Origin of the sequence: Methylobacterium longum, from assembly GCF_022179385.1 — a bacterium.
In the GTDB taxonomy this organism is placed as follows: Bacteria; Pseudomonadota; Alphaproteobacteria; order Rhizobiales; family Beijerinckiaceae; genus Methylobacterium; species Methylobacterium longum.
The window spans coordinates 1-7,612 of sequence record NZ_BPQS01000092.1 but is presented as its reverse complement, the minus strand read 5'-3'; the positions used below and the strand labels follow the sequence as shown (position 1 = coordinate 7,612).

Annotated in this window: 4 protein-coding genes; 2 read left to right on the top strand and 2 right to left on the bottom strand. The window is 63.9% G+C overall.

Annotation, left to right across the window (positions count from 1 at the left end):
- Both MFF58_RS30840 and MFF58_RS30835 read right to left on the bottom strand, forming a co-directional pair.
- Positions 1-1,918 (bottom strand): S8 family serine peptidase (locus MFF58_RS30840; RefSeq protein WP_238294023.1); only part of this gene is annotated, 1,918 nt, incomplete at its 3' end.
- Between the two features lie 677 nt (positions 1,919-2,595).
- Positions 2,596-3,795, bottom strand: coding sequence for an IS256 family transposase (locus tag MFF58_RS30835; RefSeq protein WP_238294022.1), 1,200 nt, complete (start codon positions 3,793-3,795; stop codon positions 2,596-2,598).
- Between the two features lie 927 nt (positions 3,796-4,722).
- On the opposite strand from MFF58_RS30835, the gene MFF58_RS30830 reads away from it, so the two are divergent.
- A complete protein-coding gene (locus MFF58_RS30830) occupies positions 4,723-5,904 on the top strand; it encodes an amidase family protein (protein WP_238294021.1) in 1,182 nt (393 codons plus the stop codon).
- Between the two features lie 60 nt (positions 5,905-5,964).
- A partial coding sequence (locus MFF58_RS30825; RefSeq protein WP_238294020.1) for an autotransporter-associated beta strand repeat-containing protein occupies positions 5,965-7,612 on the top strand: 1,648 nt, incomplete at its 3' end.

Here is a 7,612-nt window from a genome sequence, read left to right as displayed (position 1 = left end):
CCGAGAGGGTGCCGGCCGCCAGGAGGACGCCGCCCGAGAAGGTGTTGGTCCCGCTCAGCGTCAGCGTGCCGAGCCCGAGTTTGATCAGGCTGCCCTGAGTGGAAATGCCGGTGAAGGAGGCGATCCGCCTGGTCTCGATCCGAGACTCCGCCTGCCAATCACGGACGATCAACGCGATGGTGCGGTCGTAATCGACGCTCGTCAGTCCTGAGAGATAGCTGTCCAGGAGGTCACCTACGTTCGTGCGGGTCGACGCGTAGGCTGGGTCCGTGAGAGGCCAGACACCATCATACCCGTTGGACCGGACGAACGTCGCCAGGATCTGGCTGGCGACGGGATCGTCGGCAGCCGTCTTGACGGCGCCCTGGATCGCGGACGGGCTGCCGTCGCGCAGCGCGCTGACGACGCCGTCCAGCGCGGTCCGGCTGTCCGGAAGGCTGGCGATCAGGATTGGGACGTGAAGACGGGAATCGAGATCCGACCTGCGGGTCGCCCAGGCGGTGGTCTCGGCGTCGTTCTCCTGCTTGCGCTGGATCAGCGCGTCCTCTGAGATATCGTTGGACCATCTATCCGTCCTGCCCGCCGGCAGGTTAACGGCGACGGGGCCCAGGAACTGGCCGGGCCCCCGCATGGCCTTGGCGAGGTCGATGACGCCCCAGCCCCAGACAGCGTTGGGAGCATTGGGGTTGGCGTCGGGAACGCCGGCGACGGCATCGCGGTGATAGGCGGTGGTGAGCAGGACGTCGCGGGCCTGCGTGTTGGTCATATACGGATAGCGCTGCATGATGACCGCCAGCGCGCCGGTAGCGTGCGGCGCCGCCATCGAGGTGCCATCGACCTTAGTGTAGCCGGTCTGATGGCCCGGATTGATACCCCAGCCATAGGGCTCCCAGACGGCATCAGGCGTGTACGGCGGTGCCGTACTGTTGATTGCATCGCCCGGAGCGGCGACATACCAATACTTGGCGACGCCGGCGCGGTTCGAATATGAGGCGAGGACGAGATCCTCGGGTGTCGTGCTTCCGTTGGTACCTCGCCCGACCGAACCGATCGCGAGCCAGTGCTTCTCGGTATCGGGCCGGAAATACGGTAGGGACGAGCGAACGTTCGGATTGTCGAAGCCGGTGTTTCCCGCAGCGAAGACTTGAATGATGCCGTACTGCTTGGCGACATCGGTCAAGGCATCGACGTAGCCGAGCTGGCCGTCGAATTTCGTGTAGGCTTGGCGCAAGCCCGCGAGCGTGTTGTAGTTGTCCACAGGCGGCGGGCTGCCCCAGGACGAGTTGATCGCCCGGGCGCCGGCGGCCGCGAGACTGCCATAGGCGTTCTTGAAGTACGCGTAGTCGGCGTTTGCCCCGTAGATGCTGTCATCCGTCGTGTTCGTGTTTGCCACGTAGACTGTGGCATCGAACGCCACACCGTGCATGCCGACGCCGTCGCGAGCGGCCGCCACCGACCCGGTGACGTGCGTGCCGTGGGGATCGTTGAGGGCGGGATCGTAGGTGCCGGGGACGTTGTAGGGCTCACCCCGTCTGAAGAAACTCGGCTGCGGAGACAGGTCGTTCGGCGCTCCGGACGAATCCACGAAATAGTAGCCGTCCGATCCAAAGGTACCGGTGATCGTGAGCGGCTTTACCCAGCCGTCGGCGAATTCCGGGTGGGCGCTGTAGATGCCCGAATCGACCACGCCGACCGTGACGCCCAGACCCGTGTAACCGGCTGCATAAGCATTGGCGGCGCGCATGGCCTCCAGGCCCCAATCGGCCTGATATTCCGGGGTGCGCCAAGTTTGCGGATCAGTGCTGGCCGTGCTCTGCGCGAGGGCGGGGTTCGAACCGGACCATCCTAAAACCGCGAGGCCCAAGCTCGCACGCCACCAGATCGATATAACCGAATCCCGAAGCCGCATCTTTTCCATGATGCCCGATAATAATTCTGTATTATTGTACATATATCCGCCCAAAAGCCACTTTTGAAATAAAACTCTGCCCTTTATCAAAACAGAATTACGATCTACGTACGTTTTGATGCCGGTCCAGCAATCAATCTAGAAACTTTTTCGACTTTTGATCAATGGCGAACTTTAATCCCTTAAATGCGACTTGTATATGATAGATATGACCTGATTTACAAATAATAATTTTATTTATCAAACTTACATGTCTGAAAAATCTGATGAGATTTCTATTGACGGCCAAATTTCTGTGGCATCGAATTCACCGCGCAACATCGATTGGCCGACGCGTTGCATTTTTACGACATTCCATTGAGAGCGGACGCTTCGCTCGGCCGTTCCCGCTCGGACAAGTCATTCAGATGCGCTCTGACAAGGCTGGAACGCTCGCCCCAGCATCTGACGCTGCGTTAATGACGCCGAACGGCCGACCGATCTTCGAACGCTATACCGCCCTCTGCCGAAGTGAACGGCGGTTCGGCGCAGGAACAGGCGCCCCGCCCTGCGAAGCTCGCTCAGTGCGTTCCCATCTCCTCTGACGAAGTCCGCGTTCGTGCCACTGAACGCCGCGGCCGGTTGTGTCCTCTGGCGTGGTGTAGCTTCGGCGTGGCCACCACGATCACCGGCCGGGGCCGGATTGATCAGGCTGCCAGGGTGGGCAGGCTGACGAGGGGATCATCGCCGATCGGGGCGATGCTTTCCAGGGTGAGGTAGCGGGAGCGCTGGACGGCCCACTCGTCGTTCTGTTCCAGCAGGATCGCGCCGACGAGGCGCGTGATGGCAGCCTCGTTGGGGAAGATGCCGACCACCTCGGTCCGGCGCTTGATCTCGCCGTTCAGGCGTTCCAGCGGGTTCGTGGAGTGCAGCTTGACCCGATGGGCGGTCGGGAAGCCCATGTAGGCCAGCACGTCGGGCTCCGCCTCGTCCATCAGGGCTGCGAGCTTGGGGACCTTCGGCCGGAGTTGGTCGGCCACGCGCCGCCACTGGAGCCGGGCCGCCTCGGCGTCGTCCTGGGCAAATGCCGTGGCGATGAAGGCGGAGACGACACGCCGCCCGCTGCGTCCGGCATGGGCGAGCACGTTGCGCATGAAGTGGACGCGGCAACGCTGCCAGGTCGCGTTCATCACCTTGGCCACCGACGCGTTGATGCCCTCGTGGGCGTCCGAGATCACCAGCTTGACCCCGCGCAGGCCGCGGCGCGCCAGCTTGCGCAGGAACGCGGTCCAGAAGGTCTCAGCCTCGGAGGGGCCGACGTCCATGCCGAGCACCTCGCGCCGGCCGTCAGTGTTCACGCCGACCGCCACGATCACGGCGACAGAGACGATGCGGCCGTCCTGGCGCACCTTCACGTAGGTCGCGTCGATCCAGAGGTAGGGCCACTCGCCCTCGAGCGGCCGGCCGAGGAACGCGCCCACGCGCTCGTCGATTTCCTGGCAGAGCCGGCTGACCTGGCTCTTCGACACGCCCGTGCCGCCCATCGCCTGGACGAGATCATCGACCGAACGGGTCGAGATGCCCTGGATGTAGGCCTCCTGGATCACGGCGGTGAGCGCCTTCTCGGCCATCCGGCGCGGCTCCAAGAAGGCCGGGAAGTACGACCCCTTACGCAGCTTCGGGATGCGCAGTTCGACCATGCCGGCGCGCGTCTGCCAGTCTCGGTCACGGTAGCCATTGCGCTGGACCAACCGCTCTGCGCTCTTCTCGCCATGGGCGGCGCCGGTCAGGCCACCCACCTCCAACTCCATCAGCCGCTCAGCGGCAAAACCGATCATCTCGCGCAGGAGATCTGTGTCGGCGCTCTTCTCCATCAGCCCGCGCAGGGCCATCATCTCGTCGGTCATCGGGGGTCTCTCGGGTTCGGGGTTGGCGCTCGCAACCCGACCCTACCCGGCAACCGCCGATGACCACCCCGCGGGGAGCCCCGCCCGCCACAGCCCTGTGGAAGGCGCGCGGACGGGCTTCCTCGCTACCGCCGAGCTACACCACCATCAGGGACACGACCCCGCGGCCAATCCGAATTCGCATCCGCAGGGAATCGGTCCGTGATTTCCGGACCCTTCTCCTCGCGGCAGGAACGCGACAGACAATTTGTGGCTACCGGGCCACACGTCCGGTCAAACGATCGTGACTGTCGCGATTTACGCCCCGGTCCTGCAAATGCGGCCGAGCCAGGACAAATGATGATTACGCCAAAGCGAAATTCATCGAAAACCTCACGCAATGAATTGTCTTTTATAATTGTATAACAAGAACAAATTTGCCGCAAAGATGTTTATCAATGCTGATCTATCGGTTTTTTATGGGACCATCTTGTTCTTAAGAAGAGATTTTTTTAATATCACAGGACGAACCAAGCGTATTGGATGACGATTTGCACCGTTCTAAACCGGTTATCGACTCAGATCGTTCTATATACATGAAAATATTACCGTTTGCGGACGTTCAAATCTGCAAAAGAACAAGATCGATTGGAGAAATCCCGCGACCGGCGGTGGGCCGATCGCGACCATGACGACACCGGTATCGCGGCCCCTCTGGCCGAAGACCCAGGCTCGGCCGTCGATGGTGGCAGGGCCGATGCGATTGCGGCCCTCCGCTTCCGGAGCTTGCCCGCCCCTCCTATCGCGGCACTCCCGCCGGCGTACCGCGCCGGTCGACGCATGGTCCCATCACCGAGAGCGGAAGCCCTGGTGAGTCCGTCCGCGGCTCGAATGCCGTGCCCTGCCCGTCGAACACCCTTGTCAGAATCGAAGCTTCGGAGATCGACCATGTTCCTCAGCCTGCCGGCATCACAGGGGCGACTGCGCATTTCCGGAAGCCTCCTGGGCGCCCTCTGGCTGAGCGTGCCGGCCTTCGCGCAGGCGATCGATCCCCAGGACCAGCTTGCCCTGCGTGACGTCGTCCGCGCCGCCTATATCCGCGCCGGCCAGCCCAGGACCGACGCAGAGATCTTCGCCTTATCGGTCTCCGCCCGGCCGCTCGTGACCTTCGTTCCGCGCGCTGCGACGGAAGCCGACATCGTCGGTCTCGTCGGGCGGCTCGGGCTCACGGATACCTCGCTGCCGAAGCAGCCGGAACCCGTCTCCCTGACCCGAACCCTCTCGAACGATCCGCTGCCCGATTATGGCGCTGTCGACCTGACCGAAGGGACGGCCACGGATCTCGCCGGCATGTTGCAACGGCGCGAGACGACATCGCGCGAGATCGTGTTGCAGTACATGTACAAGATTCAACAGCTCGATCATGCGGGCCCGGGCCTGCGCTCCGTCGAGCAGATCAATCCGGATATCCTAGCGCTCGCCGACCGGGCGGATGCGCAGAGGATGGAAGCGCAGCGCAAGGGCCAGACGCTGCCGCCGCTCTTTGGCGTACCGGTCCTGCTCAAGATGAACATCGGCACCGCCGACGATCTGCGCACCACCGCGGGCTCGGCAGCCCTGATCGGCTCCCGTCCAGCCGGCGAGGCGACCCTGGTGAGCGGGATGCTGGAGCAGGGCCTGCTCATCCTGGGAAAGGCCAATATAGGCCAGTGGGCGGGGCTGACGAGCAACAATCTAAGCAGCACGGGCGGCCAGACGATCAGCCCGTTCGATCCGTCGATCGCGGTGGCCGGATCCAGCAGCGGACCCAGCATCGCGGCCGCCATGCGCTTCGCGCCGCTCACCGTCGGATCACAGACCTCCGACTCCATCATCTACCCCGCCCAGCAGCAGCATCTCTACGCCCTCAAGCCGACGGCGGGCCTGATCAGCACGACCGGCATCGCCCCCTATTCCCGGCAAATCGACACGGCCGGTCCCATGGGCACCAGCGTCCATGACCTCGCACACGCCCTTAACGGCATGGTCAAGCTCGACACGACCGACACGCGCAGCAAAGCCTTCGTCCGGCCTACCGACTACAATGCCAGCCTGACCGGTGACTTGACTGGCCTGAAGGTCGGGATCTAAAGCGCGCCGTTCACCGAGGATCCTCAGCGGCCGGCGCAATTCGACTCCCTCGTCGGCGCGATGCTGAAGGCCTCGCGCGCCGCCGTCGTCCCGCTCGATCGCGCCCGGGTCGACGCCGCGGTCAAGACGGCGGTCCTGGCGATGTCGGACGACGATCTCGTTCAGGTCGTGAAATTTGCCGAACCGTCCACGCAGATCCCAACCGATCCGGCCGCCAGGGCCGCCCTGCTGAGCAATTTCCGGCAATCCTTCGCCGACGGGGCTAGGCGGGTCGAACCCGCGACCAACGGAGCGGCGTCATTCTACTTCTACGATGCCTACGTTTCGATTTCGAGCTATCTTGCCTCTCGCGTCTCATCGGCCGACGATTACAGGAGCGCGCTCGTCCGGCTGCTGGGCGACAAGTTCTCGCGACTGAACGTGGATCCGAAGGTCTTCGCCCGCACGATCGACGACCTCGTGGCCTTCGCCCGGAAGAACCCGAGCCTCGACGGCGGCGAGATGGCCCTGGCTGGTCTGGCCGCGGACAAAGTCGGCCGCTACGCCTCCACCGACGAATTCAATCGCGCCTACGCGAATTGGATTCGGATCTCGACGGCGCTGATGTCGAACGTCCGCAATACCCTGGGTGTCGATGCGGTGATCGGCTTCCTCGGCACGGACGACGACACCAATGACGGACTCGGTCTGTTCACCTTCTCGACGGAACAGACCTCCTCATCGCCCCAGCTCAACGTGCCCTTTCAGGTGGACGGGGCGCAGGCGAACATCCTCATCGACGCCAATCCCTTTCAGGAGCAGACGTTGCTGAGGATCGGCCAAGCCCTCCAGCAGCAACTGAGCTCCGACGCGTTCCGGCAATACCAGGCCGCGGCGCCCAAGCCCCCCGCGACCGGGTATGGCGACGATCAGCCGGACGATACCGGGCCGCTCCTGCCGCTCGTTCTCACGAACCTCGACGACCATGGCCGCGCCACCAAGGCCCATCTGCTGACGACCGAGATGGCACCACTGGTGCTCGACGTGACCGGCACGACCAAGACGCCGCACTTCGACGGGCGCATCTCCGGCAACGGCGGCTTGATCAAGGATGGGGCCGGCATTCAGTTCCTGACCGGGACGAGCGACTTCACCGGCGGGGTCTTCGTCTGGCAGGGCGGGCTCGCCGTCGACAAGACCGAGGCGCTCGGCGCCCCCAGCAACACCGTGACGCTGGAGGGCAAGAGCGCGCTGATCGCCACCCGGAGCTTCGCCCTCGGCCGACCCGTCATCCTGCGCGACGGCGGTACCCTCGGGGTGTTCGCCGGTGCGATGCTCACGGAGGATGCGGTCGTGTCCGGCAATGGCGGCCTGTTCAAGACTGGCCAGGGTCGATTGAACCTGCTGGCCGACAACACCTATACCGGGGGCACGTATATCCGGGCGGGCATCGTTTCGGTGTCGCGGGAGGAGAATCTCGGCCAAGCCTATGGCGCCGTGGCGATCGGCGGCGACGCGACCCTGGAGGCGACGGCGAGCTTCACGACCACGCGTCCCTTCACACTGGAGGGTGTCTCGGGTCTGGCCGTCGACCCGAATCGAGCCTTGACGGTGTCGAATGTCGTGTCCGGTCCGGGGGCGTTGTTCAAACTCGGGCTCGGCACGCTGACGCTGAGCGGGACCAACACCTTCTCGGGCGGCGTCCTCCTGGCGGCCGGCACCCTCTCGA